General features: G+C 60.8%; 19 protein-coding genes and 5 pseudogenes. 10 read left to right on the forward strand and 14 right to left on the reverse strand.

Going from position 1 to position 23,765, the window contains the following annotated elements:
• Positions 1-30 precede the first annotated feature (30 nt).
• Entirely contained in the window at positions 31-276 is a 246-nt protein-coding gene (locus A9K65_RS33740) for a helix-turn-helix transcriptional regulator (protein ID WP_031252501.1), read from the forward strand.
• A 195-nt stretch (positions 277-471) separates the two neighbouring features.
• On the opposite strand, the gene A9K65_RS33745 is transcribed toward A9K65_RS33740, so the two are convergent.
• Positions 472-1,302 carry a methyltransferase domain-containing protein gene (locus tag A9K65_RS33745; RefSeq protein WP_157678607.1) on the reverse strand — a complete coding sequence of 277 codons (831 nt, stop codon included), beginning with the start codon at positions 1,300-1,302 and terminating at the stop codon, positions 472-474.
• On the opposite strand from A9K65_RS33745, the gene A9K65_RS36385 reads away from it, so the two are divergent.
• Both A9K65_RS36385 and A9K65_RS33755 read left to right on the forward strand, forming a co-directional pair.
• The gene (locus tag A9K65_RS36385) at positions 1,285-1,695 is read left to right on the forward strand and encodes a LysR family transcriptional regulator (RefSeq protein ID WP_084015886.1); all 411 of its coding nucleotides are present in this window, start codon (positions 1,285-1,287) and stop codon (positions 1,693-1,695) included. The genes A9K65_RS33745 and A9K65_RS36385 overlap by 18 nt on opposite strands.
• Before the next feature lie 196 nt (positions 1,696-1,891).
• A complete protein-coding gene (locus A9K65_RS33755) occupies positions 1,892-2,536 on the forward strand; it encodes a hypothetical protein (protein WP_064994118.1) in 645 nt (214 codons plus the stop codon).
• A 201-nt stretch (positions 2,537-2,737) separates the two neighbouring features.
• On the opposite strand, the gene A9K65_RS33760 is transcribed toward A9K65_RS33755, so the two are convergent.
• Together A9K65_RS33760 and traA are read right to left on the reverse strand one after the other, a co-directional pair.
• Complete coding sequence (locus A9K65_RS33760; RefSeq protein WP_084015884.1) at positions 2,738-2,953, reverse strand: AlpA family phage regulatory protein; 216 nt, start codon at positions 2,951-2,953, stop codon at positions 2,738-2,740.
• Positions 2,954-3,083: 130 nt separating this feature from the next.
• Entirely contained in the window at positions 3,084-6,131 is a 3,048-nt protein-coding gene (gene traA, locus A9K65_RS33765; protein ID WP_064994117.1) for a Ti-type conjugative transfer relaxase TraA, read from the reverse strand.
• A gap of 172 nt (positions 6,132-6,303) precedes the next feature.
• Here traA and A9K65_RS33770 point away from each other — a divergent pair, with 172 nt between their 5' ends.
• Together A9K65_RS33770 and A9K65_RS33775 are read left to right on the forward strand one after the other, a co-directional pair.
• Positions 6,304-6,630 (forward strand): conjugal transfer protein TraD, encoded by a 327-nt coding sequence (locus A9K65_RS33770; RefSeq protein WP_198327700.1) that lies wholly within the window; start codon positions 6,304-6,306, stop codon positions 6,628-6,630.
• A 1-nt stretch (position 6,631) separates the two neighbouring features.
• A complete protein-coding gene (locus tag A9K65_RS33775) occupies positions 6,632-6,880 on the forward strand; it encodes a conjugal transfer protein TraD (protein ID WP_064994115.1) in 249 nt (82 codons plus the stop codon).
• A gap of 130 nt (positions 6,881-7,010) precedes the next feature.
• On the opposite strand, the pseudogene A9K65_RS33780 reads toward A9K65_RS33775, so the two are convergent.
• The 7 genes and pseudogenes from A9K65_RS33780 to A9K65_RS33805 form a co-directional block, all read right to left on the reverse strand.
• Positions 7,011-7,968: pseudogene (locus tag A9K65_RS33780) on the reverse strand (3-keto-5-aminohexanoate cleavage protein).
• A pseudogene (locus A9K65_RS33785) lies at positions 7,965-8,913 on the reverse strand (3-hydroxyacyl-CoA dehydrogenase). The pseudogenes A9K65_RS33780 and A9K65_RS33785 overlap by 4 nt, the downstream one beginning before the upstream one ends.
• Before the next feature lie 217 nt (positions 8,914-9,130).
• Positions 9,131-9,844, reverse strand: coding sequence for a hypothetical protein (locus tag A9K65_RS35545; protein WP_157678609.1), 714 nt, complete (start codon positions 9,842-9,844; stop codon positions 9,131-9,133).
• Positions 9,845-9,877: 33 nt separating this feature from the next.
• Positions 9,878-11,059, reverse strand: a complete 1,182-nt coding sequence (locus tag A9K65_RS33790) for a hypothetical protein (protein ID WP_064994114.1) — start codon at positions 11,057-11,059, stop codon at positions 9,878-9,880.
• A gap of 78 nt (positions 11,060-11,137) precedes the next feature.
• Positions 11,138-11,860 (reverse strand): TfuA-like protein, encoded by a 723-nt coding sequence (locus A9K65_RS33795; protein WP_064994113.1) that lies wholly within the window; start codon positions 11,858-11,860, stop codon positions 11,138-11,140.
• 5 nt (positions 11,861-11,865) lie between these two features.
• Positions 11,866-13,020 carry a YcaO-like family protein gene (locus A9K65_RS33800; protein ID WP_064994112.1) on the reverse strand — a complete coding sequence of 385 codons (1,155 nt, stop codon included), beginning with the start codon at positions 13,018-13,020 and terminating at the stop codon, positions 11,866-11,868.
• 19 nt (positions 13,021-13,039) lie between these two features.
• Positions 13,040-16,201 carry an AAA family ATPase gene (locus A9K65_RS33805; protein WP_064994111.1) on the reverse strand — a complete coding sequence of 1,054 codons (3,162 nt, stop codon included), beginning with the start codon at positions 16,199-16,201 and terminating at the stop codon, positions 13,040-13,042.
• A 435-nt stretch (positions 16,202-16,636) separates the two neighbouring features.
• On the opposite strand from A9K65_RS33805, the pseudogene A9K65_RS36720 reads away from it, so the two are divergent.
• A pseudogene (locus A9K65_RS36720) lies at positions 16,637-16,783 on the forward strand (phage integrase N-terminal SAM-like domain-containing protein); the annotation flags it as partial.
• A gap of 181 nt (positions 16,784-16,964) precedes the next feature.
• Here the strand turns inward: A9K65_RS36720 and A9K65_RS33815 are convergent.
• Positions 16,965-17,397, reverse strand: a pseudogene (locus A9K65_RS33815) (adenylate/guanylate cyclase domain-containing protein); the annotation flags it as partial.
• A 357-nt stretch (positions 17,398-17,754) separates the two neighbouring features.
• Here A9K65_RS33815 and A9K65_RS33820 point away from each other — a divergent pair.
• Positions 17,755-18,333, forward strand: a complete 579-nt coding sequence (locus A9K65_RS33820; protein WP_084015876.1) for an adenylate/guanylate cyclase domain-containing protein — start codon at positions 17,755-17,757, stop codon at positions 18,331-18,333.
• 1 nt (position 18,334) lies between these two features.
• The gene (locus A9K65_RS35815) at positions 18,335-18,757 is read left to right on the forward strand and encodes a hypothetical protein (RefSeq protein ID WP_198327717.1); all 423 of its coding nucleotides are present in this window, start codon (positions 18,335-18,337) and stop codon (positions 18,755-18,757) included.
• Here the strand turns inward: A9K65_RS35815 and A9K65_RS33825 are convergent.
• The 3 genes and pseudogenes from A9K65_RS33825 to A9K65_RS33835 form a co-directional block, all read right to left on the reverse strand.
• Positions 18,733-19,088 (reverse strand): annotated as a pseudogene (locus A9K65_RS33825) (IS5 family transposase); the annotation flags it as partial. The gene A9K65_RS35815 and the pseudogene A9K65_RS33825 overlap by 25 nt on opposite strands.
• 37 nt (positions 19,089-19,125) lie before the next feature.
• Positions 19,126-19,617 carry a hypothetical protein gene (locus A9K65_RS33830; protein ID WP_245322212.1) on the reverse strand — a complete coding sequence of 164 codons (492 nt, stop codon included), beginning with the start codon at positions 19,615-19,617 and terminating at the stop codon, positions 19,126-19,128.
• Positions 19,618-20,229: 612 nt separating this feature from the next.
• Complete coding sequence (locus A9K65_RS33835; protein ID WP_064994108.1) at positions 20,230-21,954, reverse strand: adenylate/guanylate cyclase domain-containing protein; 1,725 nt, start codon at positions 21,952-21,954, stop codon at positions 20,230-20,232.
• Positions 21,955-22,475: 521 nt separating this feature from the next.
• On the opposite strand from A9K65_RS33835, the gene A9K65_RS36390 reads away from it, so the two are divergent.
• Positions 22,476-22,607, forward strand: coding sequence for a hypothetical protein (locus A9K65_RS36390; protein WP_245322251.1), 132 nt, complete (start codon positions 22,476-22,478; stop codon positions 22,605-22,607).
• A 39-nt stretch (positions 22,608-22,646) separates the two neighbouring features.
• A complete protein-coding gene (locus tag A9K65_RS36395; protein ID WP_245322214.1) occupies positions 22,647-23,693 on the forward strand; it encodes a hypothetical protein in 1,047 nt (348 codons plus the stop codon).
• Positions 23,694-23,765: the final 72 nt, after the last annotated feature.

Consider the following 23,765-nt stretch of genomic DNA (forward strand, 5'->3'; position numbering starts at 1 on the left):
GCACTTTTTGTGCAACAGGGCATTTGAATAATGAAGGTAAGTGCGGCCCAAGTTCGCGCGGCCCGTGGGCTTCTCGACATTTCTCAACAGGAACTGGCGGACCTATCCAAGGTAAGTTTGAGGACGATCGTGCAGTTCGAACGTGGTTCGAAACCAGCATCTGAATCAATCCTGCAAGCGCTGAAGCTATCGCTCGAAGCAGCCGGAATAGAATTCATTCCAGAGAATGGCGGCGGCCCCGGTGTGCGCTTGTCACGCGGTACCGCGAACACTTAGAGGAAGGCGGCATCTACAGGCGCCTTCAAGGTTATCAGTTTATCAATCAATGTCAGCAATGCGCCCCCTTTTCGGCCGTTGAGGTCGGCGCTGCTGCTCGCCAAAAGCGGACTTGCACGGGCGCGTTAGTTCAATTCCTGACCCGAAGCAGACATTGCGTTTCCCGCCAGACCCAGTTGAAATCGACCGCAGGCATCACCGCCTTCGGGCAATAATCTCGACCGGCGCAATCCGGCCAGCTGAAATACTTTCGCTCATGTTTCGGACCATCTGGGGCCGCCGCGCTCCCATGAGAGTTTGGACGCCCAGTACTGCCCGCCCCATGGCCACCTCGGCGCGCTGCCGCGCGAAATACTCAAGCGCAGCATCGCGCCGCTGGCGTTCCGACAAAATCTCGAACCCGGCCGCGGAAAGTGTGTCGCGGTACTGCTCAGGCGCGGCGATCGCGTTCGTATCTGCCGTACTCGCCCATGGCAGCGGATAAGACAGCTCGCCGACTCCGGTGCGCATGACGTCGAAGACACCGAAACGCGCACCCGCGCGCAGGACCCGCGCAACCTCCGAAAATAGTGCGCTCTTGTCGGCAATGTTCATTCCAACGTGCAACATATACGCGGCAGTGAACGATCCATCTGCGAACGGCATACCCAAAGCATTACCCTGCTGCAACGAGACGCGCTCCCCGAGATGGAGCCAGCCGGAGAGGATATTGCCGGCTTCGACGTAGTCGCGAGTGAGATCGATGCCGGTCACCTGGCAGTCGTAGTGCGCAGCGATCTGTCGCGCCGGTCCGCCGAGGCCACAGCCGATGTCGAGCACTCGATCCCTCGGGTTGAGCGCAAGTTGCCCTGCCAACTCTCCCGTGGCGGCGCGGCCGCCAATGTGAAACTCGTCAACCGGCGAGAGGTCCTCGGCGGTGACCGTGCTTTCGGTCTTCCCCATGGCGGCAAGACCATCGCGAATATCTGCGACTAGGCTGCCTCGCGCGTAGTGGTCAGCAATCTGTGAATGCGGCGCTGCTTCCATGATCATCGCCCCTTTGGTGCAAGCCTCCGGATCATCCCCGCCCTACGGATCGCTTCCGTCAGTCCCATCGGGCCTTCCCCGACCTCGGTCGATCCGCCGGTCATAGCATTTGATCTTTGTTCAAGCCACAATATACCAGACGTTGAATCCATATGTTTTGGCTATGACAATGGAAATGAGGCACTTGCGCTATTTTATCGCAGTCGCCGAGTAGGGCCACATTACGCTGCCGCCGAACGGCTTGGCATGCAGCAACCGCCCTTCAGTCAACAGATCAACGCGCTCGAACGCGAGCTGGATGTACAGCTCTTTCGGCGCAGGGCGTGCGGCTTCGAATGTCTGATGCGGGCTCGAGGTTTCCGACGATGCGCGTGCAACCCTTGCGCAGCTTGATCGTGCCGTAGAGTCGATGCGGCGGACCGCTCGGGGTGAGCAGGGGCGGATATGCGTCGGCGTGACGTCCACGTCAACCTTTGGCCCGAAACCATCCGCGCGCTGTTCGTCTCGTCCGCGCGCTGGAGCCCTCGAATGAAGAGCCATCTCCCGGCCAGCCCGGCCAAGGGAGACTACGCGCTCCTGTTCAACCGCTATGGCTTTGGCGTTCCCGACCTCGATCGCGCGCGGCGCAGTGCCTCCAACGCAAGTCCAAGACACGATCAAGCCCTACCGAAAGGCGGACAAACCATCTGCGCAGAATGTTCACAACGAGATGAAAGTCTTTCAGCTCCCGTGGCCGGTTGCGGAATTGCGCAAGCTGGTCAGTGCGCCGGTAAACCTGCGCGTGACGCTGAGCACCTTCATTGATCCGAACCCGTCCGAGCCGGCACGCGGTTCGAAATTCCGATATACCTCACATAATCTGCGCTTCAAGCTGAACCGGCCCAACGAGAACCAGACCGCCTTCTCGCGCGCATCAGCAAGGCGGTCGAGCAACCGGATGGCTCGGCCATCGAGGAAGATGATAATTGGACCTTCGGCCGCAATCGCCGTGATGTCGGGTAGGCTGCACATCGATGAATTGGTGTGCCCGGCCTCCGATCTGGCGCCCCGCAATCTCATTGCAGTGCATCCCGTTGCCGGCTGGTGGAAAACCAAGACCGTCCCCGATCCGAAGGACACTACTGCGCGCTTTGCCCTGATCGGGGAAATCGACGCCGGCGAGACGAACGCGGAACGCTATGCCGAGGTGCAAACAGCGATCGAGCTTCTCAACGTCGTGGAGAACGTTGTCTGATAGCGTTAGCGGTCTGAGAGCCGTTTGACACGCAAGACTTGTCAGACGTTCTCCAACGGGTCACCGCCACGCACCCCTGACTGTCCGCTATCTGACGTTCTGAGGCCAGAAGCTGCCTACCCACTTCCGGCCCCTTCCCAGTCGTTGAATTTACATCAGAGGGCTGTTCAACGATGGGCGCAACGTGCCACTCCACCGCCACTAGTCGCTGTTCTTTCGTGATGCACCGGTGTGCCATGAGACAGGATCAGCGACCCACCGATTGATGTCGGACTCCCTCCATCCCGCACCGTTTAAGCTGATCTTGACCTGGGTCGGGAACGTGCCTTCGCCGATTTTTCGGTACATCGTCGAGCGGGACAAGCCAGTCCGCGCTAGGACGGTCTTAAGGCGAATGATACGATCCGGTTCAGACATGGCTGCCTTGCGTTTCGGTGAGAGCATTTGGCATTTAGTGGTTCCAGACAGGACAACCCAACGTCGCCGCGCAATCAGATTTGTCATCGCGTCGATCTGTGGCGTGGAAACGGCGGCGAATCGGACATGTTCAGATCCCAATGCCACGGCCCCTGCCGATGCCGTGGTTGAATGCGAGTTCCGCGCCAAAGCGGCGACCCGACTCCACGTTGATGCCAAGCTCGCGTTTGCGGTTTGCCAATAGGGATTCAAGCTGCGGATCGCGTTCAAGGCTCTTGGCCATATTGGACATGGCCAAGCGCGTGGACTTGTAACCGGACATGTCGCCAGCCTGGTATTGGTCCTGGCTTGTCCGATGGAGCTTTTGCCAATGTTCCACGAAACGTTCCGCTCGGCCTGCCGGATCACTGTCCAAGCCGGTGCGGATTTCGGTTTCAAGCTGGAGAGCAAGCACGATTCGATTGACGCGGCCGGCACCCGCTTCACGAAGCAGCTCGGGATTTTTCACATAAGCCGCTTCGGCATCGCGCCAGCCATGCGGCCGCACCTTCTCGAAAGCGCTACGGGCATCCCTCAACTCGCGCATCTGCTCGGGGCTGCCCTGCCCATCCACATTTCCGCTGCTCAGGATCGCGTCAATGGCGCGCGCGTGACGCACAAGCGCGTTCGTGCGAGCGCGGCGCAGCGCCGCTTCGGGGCTCACCGCCGCATCCGTGTCGCGCTGCGCTCCCCTGACCGAAACATCTCTTTCAGGCGCCGCGCCACCGTCTGCACTTAACGCCCCAACATTCTCCCTTTCCGGCCCGCGCCCACGGTCGTTGCCGGGCTCGGCGTCTGCAGGCGAGCGCAATCCGTCCAGAAACTCGCCGATCCTGTCGCGCAGCTTCTCCGGAACTATCCGGCGCACGATCTCGACCACGCGCTCGCGGAACGTGATGCCGCGCCGCTCGGCATAGCTCTGCGCCGGGTCGATCTGTTCGTAATCCGACGCCATGTCCTTGGCGCGGTTCCGTGACAGCGTCCGGACGAGCCGTTCTCTATTGGCAAAGTCGTCGCCGCCATAATGCAGCTCCATCCTGTCTCGATGCCGCGACAGTGCCACGTAACTGCCATGCGCATCCATGCCCGGCGTCGCCAGGACGTGGGTCCGGGCAACCGTCATACCCTGAGCCTTGTGAATGGTCGCGGCATAGCCGTGGTCGATGTGCGCGTAGTCTTTCAGGTCGAAGCGAACCGATCTGTCGTCATCGGTGCGCACGGCTATGCTTTGTGTGCTGACCTCCTCCACGATGCCGAGCGTGCCGTTCTTGACGCCAAGCCCGCGCTCGTTGCGCAGGAACATGACCCGGTCGCCGCTGGCGAAGTTCCTTGGGCCGCGCTCGACATTCACCTGAACATCCTCGCCGAGATCGCCGGCAGCGCGCATACGCTCGCGCGCTGCCTGGTTCAGGGCGCGCACCTCGTCGTTGGTGTGGGTAAGGATGATCCGGCTTGCCTCTGGATGCGCCTGCCTGTCGCGATCCCAGCGCTCGACGAGTTCACTCCGCGCTGCGTCGCGCGTTGCAGCGTGATGCACCATGCCTTGCGCGTCGTAGGCGCTGATCGCGGCGCCGATCCTGCCGGTTGCCAGATCGCGCGTGGCATCGCGCTGCCAGTCCTCGCTCTGCCGGCGCACTTGGCCGATTTCGACGCCGCCGTGTCGCTCGTGGATAGAGCGGAATGCGGCGCCAGCTTCGATCGCCTGCAACTGCTGCGGATCGCCGACGAGGACGACTTTTGCGCCAGCGTCCGCCGCATGGGAAAGCACGCGCTCCAGCTGGCGCGTGCCAACCATGCCGGCCTCATCGATCACCAGCACATCGCGCGCGGTGAGCAGATCCCTGCCCTGTCCCCAGCCATGCTCCATACTGGCGATCGTGCGTGACGGGATGCCGGAACCACTTTCGAGATTCTCGGCCGCAATACCTGAGAGTGCAGCGCCTCGAACCTCATAGCCCGCCGCTGCCCATGCCTGGCGCGCAACGCCCAGCATGGCGCTCTTGCCCGTTCCGGCAAAACCGACAACGACACCCAGACCGCGGCCATCGGTGATATGCGCAAGCGCATCGCTCTGCTCCTCCGAAAGAATAAGCCCGCGTTGCGCGGCCCGCGCCAGCGCTGCCTCGCGATGCGCATCACTCACCGCGTGGCGCTCGTCCAAATCGATACGCTCTGCCGCGCGGTGAAGGCGCTGTTCGGTCTCGATCATCTGCCTTGTGGTGAAGCGGTCTTCGCCGCGTCCGTCCTTGCCGAGTTCGACCAGATCAGGTGCATTGCTGATGGCTACCACCACCTCGTTGAACTGCTCCATTCCATCGCTGTGCCGGTGCGAGAACTTCGCGATGTCTTTTCGGGTGAAAGTCGATTGCTGATGGGTGATGGCATCGAGCGCCACGGATGGATCGGCAATGATGCGCGCACCATTGTTGCGCGCGATCTCGCGGTGCAGTTCAGCGCGATCTGCTTCACTGTCGCCAGCAGCAAGGCCACTGCCCTCGATGCGTTGAGCCGGTGCACCAATCTGCGTCTGCGGCTCCAGGGCAATGCCCTGCGCTTCCAGACTGCGATGATCGATGCGCGCGTCGATGTCGAGTTCGGCAAGGCGTTCATTGGCAAGCTCCGCCCATCGCTCGCGCCAGCGCTCGACCAGCTGGGTAGCATTCCAGTCTCGCACCTTTGACCCAAAACCGTTCGCGTCCACGGCCCGCATGGTCAGAATGACATGAGCATGCGGTTTTGGGCTGCCATCTTCTGCCCGGTCCCAATGGACATTGAGATCGGCGACCATGCCCCGGCTGACAAACTCGGCTTCCACAAAGTCGCGCGCCAACTCGATGCCTTGCGCCTGGCTGAGTTCACGCGGGAGCGCAAACTCGACCTCGCGGGCAAGCTGCGCGTCCTTGCGGACCTCGAAGGCCTCGACATCGTTCCACAACCTCTCGCGGTCGCGCCACGCCTCCGGCGCATTCTCCGGCAGCATCACCTCGGAGTGGACGACACCGCGCTTGGCCGAGAAGTTATGCGTGCGGTCGATGCGCTCAGCGCGCAACCGCGATGCTGAACGATAGGCGGCTGACGCGACAGCGCTTGAGCCTGCTTTGCGGCCAATGACCTTGACGTGAAGATGATAGATCGCCATCGCGACAATATCGTTTGCACGGCAAAGCACACGTCGGCACGACGTATAAGCGCGCCCTCCCTCGAAAAATTCTCAGGATGGACCAGCCCGTCCCGGGCTGTCTCGGCAACACTGAAGCCTTCCGGCGGACGCTCAACTATCATCCAGAGATCGACAATCAATGGAGACAGCCATGCGCAAACCAAGGGACTTCGACGCCGAACTGAAGGCACTGGAAGACAAGGCGCGAGAGCTCAAAACGCGAAAGGTGCAGCAACTTGGCGAGATGGTGATCGCCACAGGCGCCGATCAGCTTAGCACCGACGAATTGGCCGGCGCACTCGTCGCAATTGCCGAGACGAAAGACACCTCAAAGCGTGAGGCATGGGCCAAGCGTGGAGTGATGTTTTTCGAAAACAGGTCTCGGCGAACTGCTCCGGGATCTCAGCGCAACCCTCGCAGCGCTCAAGCGCAACCGGGCAGCCCGCAATCGCCGGCAAGCGACACAGGCTCGCAATGACATGCGCACCTGGCAGGTCGAGCGCCGCAAGCGTACCCGACATCTGATCGAACTCGGAGGTCTCGTCGTCAAGGCAGGCATTGTTGAGCTCACCAATGACGATCGCGCTACCATCTACGGCGCGCTGCTTTGGATCGCCGCCAAGCTGCAAAGCCATGAAGGCGAGCAAGCCCAACGATTATGGACTGCGAAGGGCAGGCAGGCGTTCGATGCTGAACGGCGTGAAGAGCAGATGGGACCGCGAACGTAGCCACAGTTGGAGCGAGCAGCGGTCGGCACGAGCCCGAACAGTAGACTTCCGCCTATGGCGGTCTCTCGCGAGCTGATCCGGCCGGTCATTCAGCGCTTTAGCCGCAGCGTATATCCCCACCCTATGCTGATCAGAAAGCCACCTTGTCGACGCCCTTGAGTTCGAGGATGGCGCGCGCCTCGTCCGGCGTGGCGACCTCCATACCAATCCCCTCGATTATTCTTCGCGCGAGCACCACCTGCTCGGCATTCGACTTAGCCAGACGACCCTTGCCGGCCCACAGACTGTCCTCCAGCCCGACGCGGATGTTGCCGCCAAGGGCCGCCGATTGCGCGGCGATGCGCAGCTGGCTGGCGCGCCCAGCACCGACCACCGGAACTGGTCGCCAAACAGCCGGTCGGCAGTGCGCTTCATATGGGCGACGTCTTCGGGATGCGTGCCGATGCCGCCGAGCAGTCCGAACACCGACTGCACGAAGAAAGGCGGCTTCACCAACCCGCGGTCGGCGAAGTGCGAGAGGTTGTAAAGATGGGCGATGTCATAGCACTCGAACTCGAAGCGCGCGCCGTTGTCGTAGCAGGTCGCCAGAATGTACTCGATGTCCTTGAAGGAGTTGCGGAAGACGAGGTTGCGCGTCGCCTCCAGATGCGGCTTTTCCCAGTCGAACTTAAGGTCTCGTATTTGTCGGCGAGGTGATAGAGCCCGAAATTGATCGAGCCCATGTTGAGCGAGGCGACTTCCGGTTTGAACTGGGCGGCCGGGCGCACACGCTCCTCGACCTTCATGTAAGGACTGCCGCCGATGGTGATATTGATGGCGGCATTGGTGCCTTGCTTGACGCGCGGCAGGAAGCGAGCGAAGGCCTCGGGCGTCTGGTCTGGCTTGCCGGTCTCCGGGCCGCGGGCATGCAGATGCAGGATCGCCGCCCCGGCCTCGGCCGCGGCGATTGCCTCAGACGCGATCTGGTCCGGCGTGATCGGCAGATAGGGCGACATGGTCGGCGTGTGGATGGCGCCCGTCACCGCGCAGGTGATGATGACCTTGCCCTTCGTCTGCGGGGCGCCGGGCTTGCGGCTCGTTTCGATCATTGTCCGTACTCCTGGTCCGATTTTTTCTTGTGCGCCGCCAGCGCCATCAGCCGGCGGTCGCGCCACACCTGCCGTTCGCCGAGGCTCTCGCGCGGCAGACGTTCGCGGCGGTCGGCCTCGACGGTTTTCATCACCTCGCCCGCCCAGTCGACGCGGCGCAGCATCTGCGGAAAAATGTTCGAATAGATCGACTGATAGCGCTCGACATAGTCGCGCACGCCGCCGGGTGCATTGAGATCGATGGTCTCGAACGGTCCCATGAACGACCAGCGCAGCGCCAGCCCGTCACGGATGCCGATGTCGACATCCTCGACACTGGCATAGCCGTCGGCGACAAGCCTGAAAGCCTCCTCGAGCAACGCGCCTTGCAAGCGGTTCATGATGAAGCCGTCGAGCTCGCGCTTCATCACCAGCGGCGCGTGGCCGGCGTCGATGAGGAAGGCGCGAGTCCTTTCGACTGTCTCGGCGGAAGTCCATGGCGCCGGCACCACCTCCGCTGCCGGGATGAGATAGGGCGGATTGATCGGATGCACGACCAGGCAGCGGTGCCGCCCTTGCAGATGGTCAGTGAATTTCGACGGCAACAGCGCCGAGGTGGAACTGGCGATGACCGTTTGCGGGCGGGCAAGGCTATCGATCAGGGAAAACACCTCCCGCTTCACATCGAGGTTTTCAGGCGTGTTCTCCTGGACATGGGCTGCATCGGCCAGCGCCTCCGCCAGTCCGTCAGCGATGGCGATGCGGGCCAAGCACGGTGTCGACGGACTGCCCGCGCAGCAGGTCGTTCGCGGCGAGGTCGCCGAGCACACCCGCTATATAGTCGCGGGCACCGCCCGTCGCGGCGGGAGACTGGTCCCACATGCGCACGTCATGACCGGCGCGGGCGAAACTGATCGCCCAGGCCCTCCCGATGAAACCGCTGCCGACAATCGCGACCTTTGCGATGGGTTGGCCCTCCTCAAAGCGTTTCGACGTTGCGGTCGACGCCGAGCGACTGGCCCGAAATGTTGATGCCGGCGTCCGTCCGCGGATGAGAGTCTGATCAACCGTCGTCTCTGATCTCCACCCCAGCCCTGTGCAGCTTCGGCCGATCAGCCTGGATGGCAAACCTGGCAAGCAGGCGAGCCTGCTTGCCTTCAACCTTGGCAGGGAACATTAGAGACTATTCGGTCAGCTTTCCGCCACGGTGTCCCATCGTCATCTTGGATGCGTACATCGTCGGTGAACGCTTGCCGGGAAGGTTCGCATCGAGGACGATCTGCTCGATGAACCCCTGGTTCATTTCGAATTCCACGCATTCGTCAAGCTTATCGACGATCCAGAGCATATATTTTTCTGGGCCATTCTCATCCTGTCTATTAAATTTCTTGTCGTATCCGCAATCGTCGAGAGGTATCATTTGAGGAAGAACGGGAAGAAGCATGATCTTCGGTTTTGGAAGGTCAAAGCAATGTCCCTCATATGAATACCCGACAATAATCCCAGAAGACAGTACCTTTCCGCTGTTATATGCTTCATCAAACGATACCACCGTAGAAATTACAATGAATCCGATATTTCGCACGGCTAAGGAAATCTGAGTGGCGTACCCAAACTCATCGGGGAATCCGCTGATTCTTCGATTTGCAATCAGGTTGAGAAATTGTTCCTTTGTAACCTTTGAATCACTCAATTGCTGCAGAAATTGGTCATTTTGACTTACATCATCCGATTGTGATCGAACTGATATTGCGAAGTCTGCGCTCTCAAGGTTTTTTGGATGGTTGGGGTAAACAAGATCTCCGCCGCCCGGTGCGATACCGTAAAGCCTGACCTGTGTTGCGTTGTAAGCGCCTGATGGAAACGTTAGTGTCGGTCGGTGATAGTCGTCGCTCATTTTGTTTGCTCCTTTTTTTAGCAATCGATCAGTTCATAGAATCTCTCGCCAACTGAAGTTTTCTTCAAACTTTTCCGCAAGCGCGGGCGCCACCCGTTCGCTGACATCGACCAGCGTGGCTGCGGCATTCTCGAAGGTCAGGTCATCTGCATCGAGGCGCGGCCATGCCTGAGCAAGTGCGAGGGCCACTTCGTCCCTTGCTCTGATCAGCATGCTCTTGAACATGAAGGGCCGAGCGCGGAAGGCGCGGGACGTGAAATCCGAGATGCGCTGCATGTCGGACTGGTCGACATCCTTGATATCGATCCCCAGCAGCCGCTCGTCGGCCAGCCCCTCGTGCACCAATGCCGCGTGGTAGACGTCGACAATCGTGTCGAACACAGCCCCCGTAAATGGCCGTGACCTGTCATGGATTTCCGCCGTCACCTCCGACATGCGGCGTGCGTTGCTGGCGAGGCGGATCTGCCGGTCGCCAGTCAGTTCGGCAATCCGGTTCAATTCATTGAGAACAAGCAGGTTGCCATCGCAGTGCCGCAGCAGCCGGTCCATGCCGCTGTCGAAATTCAAGAAGCACAAGAGCGAGACCAGATCAGAGTTGGCTTCGTGGAACGGTCCGAAATCGCCTTTAGTCAGGCCGCCGGCTGGTGTCCCGAACAGCGAAAACAAGATTGCGTGGCCGACCTCATGTGCGATCACATCGAAGTTGAGCGCATAGGGATAGTTGCCTCCGTCGATGCCGCGCTCCCGGCCGAGTTCCAGATAGCCATAGCCCGATTGCGCATTCTCCCAGTCGACGAAGGGGATGATTTCAAGCCGCTCGTACGTCTCGGCAAAATACCAGACAATCGGTTTGCCGAGGTAGCTTTCCCAGACATCCAGCACGCGGCTGACCGAGGCGAAAGCGTGCGCAGAAAGGAACTGCCGCGATGTCAGGGAAAGCTGATCGAAATGGCCGTCAAAGCCAGCCTCTGCAGGCGGAAAGATTTCGCCGACAAACGGTGGCAGATAAGGGTAGTCGTAAGGCTCCTTGTCGAGGACCGGATCGCGAACGTAGATGCGGTGATCTTCCGGGCCGGAGCGGATCAAATCAGGTGGAGTAGAAATCCATACTGTTTCGGGTGTTCCGTAACCCAAAAGGTGGGGGACCTGCGGGTAGACCAGGAATCGCGTTCCCAGCGACGGATCTTGCGCAACGACACGATCGACCGCGTCCAATCGCTTGGCCCCCTCTGACGCTACCACGCTATCACGGCGCTTACGTTGCGTAAACGTCGACCGTCAAGAGGTCTGGGCCTACAGCGCCAGCCCCGCATCATCCATATCCTTGGAGAAGGCCGAGGTTAGCTGTAATCCCGGCATGGGGTGTGCTTTTTGAAATGCTTGCTCCCGCAAAAGTTCGAGTGCCCGCAGGGCATCTAGCTTTTTTTGCTGGACGAAAGCCGCGCCGAGTTCCCTGCACAAATTCTCGACGTCGCCGTTGCCATCGTGCGCATCCCGGACCATCCGTGCTAGGGTGCGCTCGCGAAAGTTGACGGCCTGTGCCGCACCCTCGAACCTCGCCTGCTGATCGGGTGAAATCACGCCGCGCCGGCAAGCAGCGCGAAGGGTCCGGCGCAGGTCAATCAGCGCATGCGTCAATTGAGCGAAATTCACCTCGGCCGGTCCGTGCAATACCGCTACTGCGTCGTCGGGTGCAAAGGCGAAGCGGCGATACCATCGGTAGATAAGCCCGACGCCTTGCATATGGGGGAACAGCTCGGCTGCTCGAAGGGCACCCATGCTGGCCGCGCCGACGACATGAATGCCGCGGCTGAGGGCCCACAGGATTTCCTTGTGCCGAACCGCTGGCTCGGTCTGAAAACCGCCATCTATGAGAAGGATCGCACTCGGGTCGAACTGCTGCACGGCCGAAACGATCGAACCTTGCACGGCCGGAGGAAGGCATACCGCATCGATGACCTTCAACGCGTCGGAATGGGACACGGTGGGGCCAGTGAAGACGAGTTTCGGGCGCATAATCCTTACCCCTGCAAGAGCGGCTGTAAGGCAGGGATGACAATCCTGACAACCGACAGGGCGTCGAGCGGTTTCGTTCCCACCCGGACTAGGTGAACCGCATCGAACCCTCTCTCTTCGAGAATTGCCAAGAGGACCGACAGCCCTCCCGACGCCGGGTTGAACTTCTGCTCGTTGAACGCGCGGAAATCCACGCTGCGCGGGCCATCGCGGAGGAGTCGGCGATGCGCTGCGATCATCTGCCGATCGGGGTATTTCGGATAGGACGCGCGCGTCAGGTCATCGCGCGCGCCCGAGATCGCCGCCAGACGGGCCTGGGCCGCTTCGTAGATGGCATGTACCGCCGCGCCGGCGGGACTGAAACCGGCAGCCGAACCATCAGCCGGATGATCCAAAATGACCGTTTCCGTCGGTTCGTCTTCCAGCAGATGGCACCACACCACCGGTATGCCCAACGGCGAAAAAGCTTGCCAAAGGCCGACCAGCACTTTCTTTGCCGCCAAAGTTTCCAGGAGATCGCGGAGCGACGGATCATCGATCGTCTCGGGATCGATGCGTTGACGATGGAAAAACCCGTGGGTCCGGTATGCCGTGGCGATCGCGTCGCGTTCGATGCATTCAAGCATGCCATGAACGATGGCATCCGGCTCCTCGAAGCCTGCTGCCAAACCGCTCGTCGATGCCGCGAAAATCCCGTCATGGGGCAGTGACGGCAACACATAGGCGGTGTGCACGAGCTCGAACGGGACCAGGTCGCGGCTGCCGGTAAGAAGATTGTCTGCGGCTAACCACGCCGTCTCCCTGCCGCGCCATCCGGGCGCAGTGCCCCCCTGGAGATGCCTTTCGAAGCGATCTGGCGGGATGCCCAATTGATCGGCGCAGCCGACGACTGGTTCGAAATTCGCCACCTGCTCTGCAAAGAAGCTCTCGGCCGATTCCAGCATGGCCGATATCGCGGCTTGCGCCAGGGTGGCGCCCTTGCCTTGCGCGACCGCGTTGGAGAGCGAGAAAGGTCTTGTCACCTGCACGACCGGGATGCCGAGCTGGTCGAGCCCGGTAATGTCGGCGATCCGCGTGATGCCGAGGCCTTCGCGCATCTTCATCAGCCTCGCCAGCGCCTCGTCGGGCGGCGGACCAAGGCGTTGATATCGCTCCAGCATCGCGGATGCTCTTGCAGGGCTAGTGCCGAACGGCCGATTCGGGATTGACGATCAGCGCGGCGCCCGGCTCGAGAGCGGATTTCGCACATTCGACCCGATCGCGATAGCGCGACGACAGTTCAGGCGACAGGCCTGATGATTGAAGGGTCTCGTATGTACTGACGAGGAAAGGCACGGCACTTTGCTCCGCGGCTATGGCGATGCTCTTTTCGAGGGCAGCGATTACGTCCACCTCCGTATCGCCCTTGAGAAGAAGTAGCTCCGCCCTTCGCCTGTAGAGCTCTGCCAGCCAGAAGCGGCTGCCGCCGGCCTCGGCCTGCGCCACAGCCGAGCCCAGCAGCGCGAGCGCCTCATCGACCTCGGCAGTTCGTGTCAAAAGCTCTGCCAGCATGCCGCAATAGACCGGTTCGTCCTCAGGCGTCTGGAACTCACCATGGAGGCCAAGGCCTTGCCGCATTTTCTCCCTGCCGCTCTCGACCTGGCCGGCGTTGCCGTCGCACCAGCCTTCGAAGATTTGTGCTGCGGCGGCGAGAGCGGGCATATAATGGCGCTCCGTCAGTTGGCGCAGATCCGTTATCACGCTTCGTAGCCTCGAAAAATCGCGGCGATAGCAATGCAGCATCGCCTCGTTGAGATAGGCATGCGCGATGCTGCCGGCATGTCCGGTTTGCTGCGCCCAGCTCCTAGCTTCCGACATCGAGTGGATCGCGCTTGCCGGCTTTCCGACGAACCAAAGCGACAAGGCGCGGTGGGCGAGTCCGCAGACCCTCGCGTCATGCCCGCCGAACAACGCAGCATTGGCTTTGCCCTGGCCGTGCTCATAGAGCGACAGTCCGGCGTCGACGGCCGCGATGCAGCGGTCGTGGCGGCCAAGATTGAAGTCAATTGCCCACACGCAATGCCTGGCCTGGAGTTGCACTTCGGCATCCTCCACATCCCTGAGATCGCTGAGCACGACTTCCGCGCGCTCGCCGTCCATCACGGTATCCGTGAACCACCAGCCCCAGTAGATCGGAAACCACTTGGCCCGCTCGGCTACCGGCCGCCGCCGGGCCATCACCACGCCGTCCTCGTACAATTGGCGGGCGGGCGCCGAGTTCGGACCTTCGACAGCGGTCAGGATGGGACCGAGCACGATCATGGCCGATAGCCGCAGCGCGTCTCGCATGTCGGCTGCCGCAACGCGCTCGCAGAGCGCCAATGCATGCTCGAGTATCTGCCTCGCTTCCGCCATTGCCGAGCGGGACGAGCTTTCCGTGCCTGCGATCACGAACTGAGCGATCGCGTCCTCCAGAAGGCCTGCGCGCTCAGCGTGCTCGGCGACCTCGGCGGTGCCCAGCCACCCGGCCAGGTTTCGGTTGCGGCTCACCGCGGCAAACAGGCGGCGATGGAAGGCCTGCCGTCTCTTGCGCAGCGTTGCGTTGTAGATCGTCTCTTGGATAAGCGCATGGCGCACGCCATAGACCGGAACGACGGAAGGCCGCACGCGGATCAGGAACCCGGCCTCGCTCAGTGAATCCAGCGCATTTGCGATGATTTCGTCGTCGAGCTCCGGCAACAGCGCCCGCAGCAATTCCTGATTGAAACGATTGCCCGCGACGGCCGCGGCACGCGCGACTTCGTGTGCCGGCCCCAGCGTTTCGAGCCTGGCTTCGATCACGCTTTCAAACACCGAGGCATGACTGCGCGTCGCGGTCTGCGCCAGCACATCCGTTGCCGAGGCCGCGTTCTCGGCCATCCACTGGCAGATTTCTTCGATGAACAGCGGGACGCCTCCGGTCACGCGTTCCACCACGTCGAGCAATTCGGGGGAAGTTGACGGCTTGCCTTGCGGCAACATGGCCGCGATCGCCAGCCGCGTTTGCTCGCGGTTGAGCGGCTTTAGCGAGATATGCCTTGGATTCGATGCTGCCAGCCAGCTCCCGGATTCAGGGCGCGTGGTCACGATGACAAGCGCCCGGAAGTGACGGGCCGACTGTGCAAGCTCAGCCAACAATTGTCTCGACGTCAGGTCGATCCAATGGATGTCCTCGACCACCAGGACGATCGGTCCGCTGGCGCATAGGGCTTCGAGCGAGCGGCGAACCGCCCAATTGGCTTTCGCGCGCATCGCCTCGGCGTCGATTTCCTTGAGCATCGGATTGGCTCCCGCAGCGCCGAGCAGGAACGAGAAGATGTCGATGGTTTCGGGATCGCGGACGTCATTATCGCGGAATACTTCGGCCACAGCCGCAGCGCTCAGCTGTCCTTCGTTGCCGGCGAGATCGCCGCGTACGTTCTGTAGCAGCGGATGCAGCGCCGAGCGCAAGCCGCCGGGCGTGCACTGGAAAAGCAGCAGTTTCGCGCGCTGGTGACGCGTGCGCCGGCGCACTTCGTGAAGAATGCGCGACTTGCCGATCCCGGCCTCGCCCTCGATCACTACCACGCCGCCGTTTCCTGCAACGGCGCTGTCCCATGCTTCGGCGACCGTGGCGAGCTCAGCCTCGCGATCGACGAGCGGACTGCTCAGCCGCCCAAAGGCGAAGAAGCGGTCGACCTCGCGCTTGTGACTCAGCGCGCGCCAGACCAGCTCCGGCTCGGCAAATCCCTTGATCGCATGGGTGCCCCTAAAGCTGAACACATGTGACCGTCGCGCCAGGTTACGCGTCGCGTCCGAGACCACCACCGTATCCGGCTGCGCTATGGCCTGGAGCCGCGTGGCCATCGCGAAGGCAGGGCCGGTGACATTGTCACGACCCGTGTCTGCGTCACCCTTCTGGATCAGGGTCATCGATGTTGCGATTCCGACCCGGACATGCAAATCGGCGCGGCCTTGGTCCGAACCGACGCGCCTGCAGGCGTCGATGATTTCAAGCCCGGCCCGGATCGCCAGCGATGCCGCATCTTTGGCATCTATTTTGGCAGGAAACAAAGCAACGCCGCCATCGCCGACCTCGACCTCAACGGCACCCGAACACGACGTGACCGCCTGTCTCGCTGCCCGCTGGAAGGCTGATATCAGTTCCTCGAACTCTTCAATGTCCAGGATGCCAAGAAGGTCCGTCGATCCGACCAGGTCGTAGCAGAGCGCGGTCAGGATCCGGCGCTCATGCCGGGCTTCGGACGTATTGTTGCCGTTGCCGCCCAGAAAACCTGTTGCCACCGACGCCGCCGGCAACGCGACCGGACTCTTCTCCGACATCCTGCGATTTCCTCGCCGCGCACAGTGACGGCAATACTAGCAAAGTGCGATGCTGTTCACAAAACACTTGATCGGTGGGCATGGCAGGAAAAAGCCGATGCTGGGATCATTATGGAGAGAAATGCTCACAGCGCAAACTCCCCGTGGCGTTAACACCAGCTGTGACCGCTTTTGGTGGGCGGCCGGGATGACTTCGATGACTGACATGCTGAAGGGTTTCGGGTGCCGTCAGGCGTACGAAAGCCTCTCATGCAGGAACCCGCTTCGCGGGAGGGGCGCCTCATTCTGAGATGGTACGACAGGCATTGGTCTTGAGCTGGTAGAAGCTGCGATCCGACCATGGAGGTCCTTCAACGAGAGGAACTTGCCATGGATACTCTGTCGACCGATGCACCGATCACGCCGCTTCGCCAGCGCATGCAGCAAGATATGCTCATGCGGGGCCTAGGGTCCCATACCCAGCAGGACTACGTTCGTCACGTCCGGCGCTTCGCAGCCTTCCTCCGACGCTCTCCCAATACTGCGACGCCCGAGGACATCCGTGGCTTCCAGTTGTATCAGCATGAGAACGGCGTCGGGCCTGCGACCATCAACGGCGCGGTCTCAGCGTTGCGGTTCCTGTTCCTGGTGACGCTGAAGCGGCGGGATCTGGCACGTGTGCTGGTGATCATGCGCTATCCACGCAAGCTGCCGGACGTGCTGAGCGTGGAGGAAGCGGCGCAGCGCAGCGCCTCTGCGCAAGCTCTCAGCGCTGCTTGCGGGTCCGGCTCCGCACCTGAAGGTAGGCATCTTCGGGCCTATGGGTCCTGGTTTCGCTATGCCCTCCAGACGGGCAGCGATGTTGACGCTATTCCCATCAAGTCGCCATCAGCCTCCTCGACAACATCTCCGATATGGATACCTATGCGCAGTTCGATTCGGTGTTCTGCCGGCAATCCGGAATTGTGCTCGATCATCCCCGCCTGGAAATCCATAGCGCAGCGAACCGCGTCGACGCCGCTCCGAAACTCGCATAGCACGCCATCGCCGGTGCCCTTCACCACCCGGCCTCGATGAACTGAGATGCTCGGATCGACGAGATCACTTCGCAGCGCGCGGATGCGTGCCAGCGTACGATCCTCGTCGCTAGCCGTCAGACGGCTGAAGCCGACGACGTCCGCCACCAGGATTGCCGCGAGCTTGCGTAGTTCGATAATTGCCTGCCATACCCAAGCCTAACACAGCTGCGGTCGGGATAGTCGCGGACTTTGTGGCATGCGGGAAAGGATTGCAATCCATATGCAAACCAACGAAGCAGCAAGGGACTTCGGATCGACGAGCAGTGACCTTACACTCTGAGACAGTCGATGCCTCTTACTGCGGTGCCACCACGGCAGCTGTGGCAGACGAGGCGTTGAGCGGCCGCCGTTTGCCGCACGCCGTCCATGCCCCTTTTTGAGTAGGATGGAGTCTTTTCGAGTCAGACGGCACGAAGGGGCTTGTGCCGCACTTCCCGACACGAAGAATAGTTCGTAGTGTACAGCACTCCTCAGCGCATCGACTGTGGGATCGGTATGGCGGAACAGCAGACGACGCGCCGGCTATCGGCCATCCTCGCAGCCGACGTTGTTGGTTACTCCAGCATGATGGGAATCGACGGGGCAGGTACCGTTGCGGCGCTGCGACAGGTTTGGCAGGAAACCTTCAATCCCGCTCTCACCGCGCGTCACGGCCGAATCGTAAAGATGATGGGCGACGGAGCGCTAGCCGAATTTCCAAGTGTGGTGAGCGCTGTGGAATGCGCGGCGGCGATCCAGCGCGCAATGGGCCAGCGCAATCTCATCGCTGGCGTCCCAATTCAGTTCCGCATCGGCATCAATCTTGGCGACGTCATAGTTGAGGGCGATGACATTTTCGGTGACGGCGTGAACATCGCCGCGCGGATCGAGGCTATCGCCAAGCCCGGCGGCGTGTCGATCCGCTACCGTCCGGGAAAAAATCGCCAACAAGCTCGAACTGGTTTTCGAGGATACCGGCAAGCACAGCCTCAAGAACATCCAACGGCCGATACGTGTGTACAACGTCGTTTTGGACGCTGTGTTGCCCAAGACTGCCGCCATGACGCACGGTTCGGGAACGCGGACCAAAGGTAGCGTGGCCGTGCTGCCCTTCTCCAACGTGGGAGGAGATCCGGAACAGGATTACTTCGCCGAAGGCATTGCGGAAGACATTCTGACTGAGCTCTCGCGCTTCCGAAACCTGTTCGTGATTGCCCGAAATTCATCTTTCTCATTCAAGGGGAAGGACCTCGGTACTCAGGAAATCGCAAAGGCACTGAATGTCGAATATATCGTTGCCGGTGGCGTGAGGCGTATCGGCAAACGCGTCCGCGTGGCGGCACAACTTATCCATAGCACTACTGGTCAGGAACTCTGGGCCGAACGCTATGCTCGCGAATTTGAAGGTATCTTCGTCGTCCAAGACGAAGTTGTCCGGACCATCGTTGTGACGCTCGGATCGCGCTTGAGGATGGATATCGCCAACAATGCCGCTCCTCTGGAACGACCGAGACAGTGATCGCGATCCCCCTTTTTGCTGTCGCGCCATGCTGATGGACGAGGACGATTGAGGTATCTATCATTTGCACCTTGCCGTCATAGGCTTTGGTGATCACGTCCATGAGGCGGTCCCAAACGCCAGCTTTGCGCCATCGGTTGAAGCGGTTGTAGATTGTCGTTGGCGGGCCGTAGCGGCCGGGCAAGTCGGCCCAGCGCGCTCCGGAGCGCAACACCCAGAAGATGCCATTGAGCACGCGCCGATCGTCCACGCGTGGCACACCACGTGGCTTGTTGGGAAGGTGAGGCTGGATTGCGCGCCACTCGAAGTCGGTCAGGTCGTATCGGCTCATGCCAACGATGAATCAGCTTGAGCGGTCGAAGGAAAGTCTAATTGAACTCAAGCCTGTTGATTTTGGCGATCAGATCGCTGTCCAAATTCAGCATGGCCTCCGCGACATCGACATGACCTTTAGCAACGGCCTGAGCAGCCATCGCCGACAAAAGCATCGATTGATCCCAAGCATCATTTCGATGGAGACTTACGACCTCTCCAAGGCTCGCCAAAGCGCGGTGATAGTCGTCGGCGCATTCGGTGGAGATCTCAGGTCCGCGCCCTGTTCTCCGGGCAACTTCAATAGCTGCAGGTAGCTGGAAGAATGAAGAGTCGATGGGCGTTCGCGTCTCAGCTGCGATTTCCACGATGTGCGGAACAGCTGCATAAGAGGCTGTATAAACGTCACCTTGATGGACAAGACTCGACCAGAGGCTATACCACGGCTCTTCCTGATAGCCATTCTTAGGACTGGTGGCTGAGCGCAATTCCCGCAGCAGACCTGGAACTTCACGGCGCGGCCGTATGCGTGCTGCAGTTCGCCCCATCGGTGGTCTTCAAGTGAGAGCATCAGGGTATCCTACCTTCCAAAGCCTCACAATCAAACACCACCTGCCATCGCCTGCGTCGCTGGTCCACAGTTTATGAGTTTACGGCCTAGGTCGGCGCGAGCGTCCGCAGATGTCGTCTTTGAAATCAGCCTATCGTATCGTCAGATTTTCGGTACCAGCTTCTGAGAAACGGCTCCGGCTGCCCAGGCAGGAGCGCGGTCCGGTCCGGTCGGTCCAACATAATCCCTATTCTCTTCCTTACTACCCCTGCCCAATACATCGTCGTTAGTCGGCTGTTTCGTTCGCGCTTAGAAATAGAAAATGATCGGACTGATCGGACCGGACCGTTTGTCGCGATGCACGCGATGAATGGGCCGCGCCCCCATGGCGCTCCGGATTAATGGCAAGGCAGTCACCTGACCCCTCCCAGGGAAGGCCATGGTCGCTGAAAAGGAGCTGCCGCTCCCCCGAGGCTCCCCGGAAACCGATCCGGCCTGGCACGGATGCCCGGATCAACAGGCGTCGCGGCTCGGCACCCTAATCCTTACAGGGGGTAAGCTGGGCAAATGGGGGGCGCTAAGACAGCCGTTCAAACAGCGGTGGCCCGCTTCACGCCGCTAGACCGGCCTTCCGCAATCCGTTGAACAGCGGATCGCCCGCTTCCCTGTGCGCATACGGGCTCATCGCGACGACATCTCGCAAAGAGAGGTTCGGCTTGAGTTTCCGTCCCATCGCCAAGGCCTGGGCAGCCTCGGATGCATGGCCAAGTTGGGCGTGAGCGGCAGCAAGCTGAAGCCAGGCGCCGTATTCTTTCTGTGCGATATTGCCGAGGGCGGCGATCGCTTCGTCGTATCTCTCCAGGTCGATCAAGATTCCACCGCGAATCCACCAGAACCAATTCGGTGGAAATTTGCTCCTCTGCAGCGCATCGTCGATCTCGATCAACGCCTGTTCTGGCTGGCCGGCAAATCGCATCCCTTCCGCCCGGTCGGAGCGTATCTCCGCGTCAGCGGGATTGAGATCGACGGCGCGGTTGAAGTGCATGCTCGCACGTTCGTGCTGTCCCAGCCAGAGCGCGACCATCGCGTTGGCCTGCTGAACGGCTGCATCGTTGCTGTCCAGTTCCAAGGCCCTTTGCGCGGCAAGGCGGGCCTCTTCCAGAGTCGATGGATCGGCATCGGCCCAGTAGTTGCCGAGGTGCCCGATTGCGAGCCAGGCATGAGCCTGGGCAAATCCCGGATCGATGGAAATTGCACCAGCGAAGAAGGGTGCAGCTTCCCTGTCGCTGGCCCGGCGGGCGACTTCTCTACCTTGCATGAAGAAGTCGTAGGCGGTCCAGCTCGACGTTGGCTTCTTGCGCAGTTGCGCTACGGCGGTGCTCATCATGTGCCCTTCGAGCGTCGCAACTATCGCCGAGACGACCTCATCCTGCACCGCGAAAATGTTGTGTGTTTCGCGGTCAAATCGTTCAGCCCAGACGTGGTTGCCAGTGCCGGCGTCGATCAACTGTACGGTTATGCGTATCCGTTCGCCCGCTTTCCGCACGCTACCTTCGACAACAAAGTTCACACCGAGATCGCGCGCAGCCAGCACGGGGTTAACGCCTTTGCCGCCAAGCTGAAAGGAGGCATGACGAGCGGCTACGGAAAGGTTCTTGAACCGGGACAGCTCGGTAATGATGTCCTCGGTGATGCCATCTGACAGGTATTTCTGGCCGGGATCGCCGCTGAGGTTGTCCAGCGGCAGGATGGCTATCGACGGCTTATTGGAAACGGGTGAGATCGTCTGGGGTGTCATCGGCACGACGCTAGGTCCGCAATGATAGACGCGGACCGGCGTGCTGATATTCTTGAGCTGTCGTTCGCCCGCGTCCTCGAAGGCGGCGTCGACCTTGCCTCGTACCTCGTCGTGAACCTTGCCGGAAAGGCATATGCCGCCGGGCTCCGCCAGCGTCTCGAGGCGCGCGGCGATGTTGACGCCCTCCCCATAGATGTCGGCACCTTCGCCGATGACATCGCCAAGATTGATACCTATGCGGAGCACAATGCGGCGCCGATCTGGCAAGTCCGCGTTCGCTCCTATCATCTTTCGTTGCAGCTCGATCGCCGCGGTCACCGCGTTTACCGCGCTGGCGAACTCCATCAGCACGCCGTCACCCAAAAATTTGACGATGCGGCCGCCGTGCTCGCGCACTGTAGGCTGCAGGATCAAGGTCCGACGCTCTTTAAGCGTGGCAAGCGTGCCTACCTCATCGGCCTCCATTAGACGCGAATATCCGACTACATCCGCAACGAGGATGGCGGCCAGTCGGCGAAGCACGCGTTCTTCGGCCACCTGTGTAGACCTCCTGCAACCAGCTGCGGCGATGGTATGTGTGACTGTAGGCGAAGTCCATTCCGGAGGACTAGTAGCGATGTGCCATGCACGCCTTGGTCACCTGGGTGAGGCAAAGGCTGAATTGAGAAGCTCCTCTCGGAAATGCCTGAGATGACCATCGGCCGGTATGTCGAGATCGACCCATTTCGAAAGCTGGAGGACCGCGACTTCATCGCCGAGAGCCTTCGGCTGGCTGGACTTCCCGAGTAGCAATGCCGGACTAGTGCAGAAGGCGTTCCGGCGTGGCGAGCGTTATTGCTTCGCGCCGTACTGGTGATCCAAGTCGCCGGCGGCAAAGCGGCACTCCGAGGAGTTTGCGGCGGCTCCATCCTTCGATTGGTTCCAGAATATGTTACCCCCCACCACCACGCCTGGCGTTGTAAGCGTGGGAGAAGCCAAACAGCGAGGAAGGAGTAACCCGGATCGCGACCTTCAATGTCAATGGTGTCAACGGCCGCCTGCCTGTTCTACTGAAGTGGCTGGGCCCGACACGCTGTGATGTAGTCTGCCTTCAGGAACTGAAAAACTCCGACGATAAATTTCTGGCCGAAGCCATCCGGGATGCCGGCTATGGCGCCGTCTGGCACGGCCAGAAATCCTACAAAGTGTAGCTATACTGGGGCGTGGCAGGGATCCGGTCGAACGCCGGCGTGGCCTTCCTGGCGACCTACAGCAGATCGCTGCTGGGGGAGCGGACCATCCTGTGTGGTGACTACAATGTCGTTCCCACCGACATAGACGCCGTCGTACCTGGGCGCTGGCTGGGCGATGCCGTGTTCTTCCCGGAGAGCAGAAAAGCGTACGCCCGCATGCTGAGCTTGGGCTGGGTGGACGCGATCCGTAGGATCCATCCGGGCAAGGGCATCTACACCTACTGGAATTTTCACTTATCGCGGAGGCAACGACCGAAGCTCCGGCCTGCGTATGGATCATCTGCTTGTAACCCCATCGCTCTCAGAGGCGATTACAGCCCGCTTCGATCGACCTGGGCTGGTAGACAGCGTAGCCTGATCCCCTCAGGGAACAATCAGATCGCGCTCCAGTTTGGCCTTCCAGGCAAACACGACCAATGGATGGAGCATGCCATGAGATTTCCACACGGCACGACGGCTGCGGCCGTAACTTTCATAGCCCTGACCTTCCCCGCCCTTGCCCAGACAAGCGAAACACCGGCACCTTCGACGCCTGCACCCCCTCCAGCGACCGAACAGCCGCGCGCCAGGCAGTTGCCGGATGCGGACGGACATGGGGATGGACCAACACGCGAAATGATCCGCCAGATGGTTGAGCAAGCGGTCCGCGAGAGGATGCAGCAGGATCGCGGTTCTGACGAAGGTTACCGCGATGAAGAAGGTAGCTACGACGACCAGGGCAGCCGCGACGAGGATGCTGACCACCACGATGAGGCTAGCCGCCATGGCGACCGTTGGCGGAATTATGGTGACTGGGGCAGAGGACACAGAATGACTGGACACCGAGGCCATCAAATGATGCGCCATGCCGGCATGCGATTGATGTTTGGCCTGCTGGATACGGATGGCGACGGATCGCTGTCCAAGGGCGAGGTTCAAGGCGCCGTCGCTAGGATGTTCAGTAGCATCGATGAGAATGGTGACGGCAAGATCGATCGGGACGAAATCCAGTCCTTCATGCATGGTTCCAACATGCATGGCACCAACAGCGAGGACATGCCGTAACCGCCTTTGAAAGTGAGGCCGTGCCTCAGAGGGAGCGGCGAGCGCCTGGCAGTCGAGCGCGACGGTGTTGCT

Origin of the sequence: Mesorhizobium sp. WSM1497 (assembly GCF_001672455.2) — a bacterium.
Lineage (GTDB): Bacteria > Pseudomonadota > Alphaproteobacteria > Rhizobiales > Rhizobiaceae > Mesorhizobium > Mesorhizobium ciceri.

What these genes read in the sequence shown, in the direction of transcription:
- A9K65_RS35545 (WP_157678609.1), bottom strand. Translation starts at nt 9,844, where the DNA reads ATGAGCGACGACTATCACCGACCGACACTAACGTTTCCATCAGGCGCT.
- A9K65_RS33775 (WP_064994115.1), top strand. Translation starts at nt 6,632, where the DNA reads ATGCGCACCTGGCAGGTCGAGCGCCGCAAGCGTACCCGACATCTGATC.
- A9K65_RS33745 (WP_157678607.1), bottom strand. Translation starts at nt 1,302, where the DNA reads ATGGAAGCAGCGCCGCATTCACAGATTGCTGACCACTACGCGCGAGGC.
- A9K65_RS33755 (WP_064994118.1), top strand. Translation starts at nt 1,892, where the DNA reads ATGGCTTTGGCGTTCCCGACCTCGATCGCGCGCGGCGCAGTGCCTCCA.
- A9K65_RS33820 (WP_084015876.1), top strand. Translation starts at nt 17,755, where the DNA reads ATGGCGGAACAGCAGACGACGCGCCGGCTATCGGCCATCCTCGCAGCC.
- A9K65_RS33830 (WP_245322212.1), bottom strand. Translation starts at nt 19,617, where the DNA reads ATGGGGCGAACTGCAGCACGCATACGGCCGCGCCGTGAAGTTCCAGGT.
- A9K65_RS33760 (WP_084015884.1), bottom strand. Translation starts at nt 2,953, where the DNA reads ATGTCTGAACCGGATCGTATCATTCGCCTTAAGACCGTCCTAGCGCGG.
- A9K65_RS36385 (WP_084015886.1), top strand. Translation starts at nt 1,285, where the DNA reads ATGCGGCGCTGCTTCCATGATCATCGCCCCTTTGGTGCAAGCCTCCGG.
- A9K65_RS33740 (WP_031252501.1), top strand. Translation starts at nt 31, where the DNA reads ATGAAGGTAAGTGCGGCCCAAGTTCGCGCGGCCCGTGGGCTTCTCGAC.
- A9K65_RS33770 (WP_198327700.1), top strand. Translation starts at nt 6,304, where the DNA reads ATGCGCAAACCAAGGGACTTCGACGCCGAACTGAAGGCACTGGAAGAC.
- traA (WP_064994117.1), bottom strand. Translation starts at nt 6,131, where the DNA reads ATGGCGATCTATCATCTTCACGTCAAGGTCATTGGCCGCAAAGCAGGC.
- A9K65_RS33795 (WP_064994113.1), bottom strand. Translation starts at nt 11,860, where the DNA reads ATGCGCCCGAAACTCGTCTTCACTGGCCCCACCGTGTCCCATTCCGAC.
- A9K65_RS33805 (WP_064994111.1), bottom strand. Translation starts at nt 16,201, where the DNA reads ATGTCGGAGAAGAGTCCGGTCGCGTTGCCGGCGGCGTCGGTGGCAACA.
- A9K65_RS33800 (WP_064994112.1), bottom strand. Translation starts at nt 13,020, where the DNA reads ATGCTGGAGCGATATCAACGCCTTGGTCCGCCGCCCGACGAGGCGCTG.